This window comes from Vibrio sp. 378 (assembly GCF_033339435.1).
This window is the reverse complement of record NZ_JAWOUO010000927.1, coordinates 1-571: the sequence shown is the minus strand read 5'-3', so window position 1 is coordinate 571 and position 571 is coordinate 1. Positions and strand designations below refer to the sequence as shown.

General features: G+C 44.1%; 1 protein-coding gene. It reads left to right on the top strand.

Translation table 11 applies throughout. The features are described 5' to 3' along the window. The coding region (locus R7Q48_RS31770) for a fructosamine kinase family protein (RefSeq protein WP_411979313.1) at positions 1-449 on the top strand (449 nt) is incomplete at its 5' end. Between the last annotated feature and the right edge of the window lie 122 nt (positions 450-571).

Sequence of the window (571 nt, the reverse complement as noted above, 5' to 3'; positions counted from 1 at the left end):
AATGGGGAGAACAGAAAGAGTTTGGTTTCGATACCGACAATTATCTCGGTTCCACCCTGCAGCCGAACCAATGGCACAAAAAATGGTGCATGTTCTTCGCAGAGCAACGTATTGGTTGGCAACTGCAGTTATTAAAAGAGAAAGGCATCCAATGCGAATCTATTATTTTAGTGCAAAAGCCATTTATGGAACGCCGCGCCATCGCTACGTTTGAGAAGCAATGGCAATCGCCCTACTCGCGAGTGCAAGTCAGTTCTACCGCTCATCCATTCTTCGAATACATCAACGAAGACATGCCGCTAATGATGGTGTTAGAAGCGCTGATGGAAGATTTTTCCCGCGTCAAAAGCTATCCCGAAAAAGGATTTCAAACTAAGCAAGACGTTCCAAATCAAGTGGATTCATCTTATCAAGTCTTGTTAGAGCGATTCGGTTTTGATCTCGTCTGAGCGAAATGAACAATTAAAAAGCCACCGAGTTCGGTGGCTTTTCTGTACTGCTTTGAAGCTGAATGGATAGGTTTATTTACCTAGGGCTTCTTTGTAGTGCTGACGGCAAACCGAGACATAAC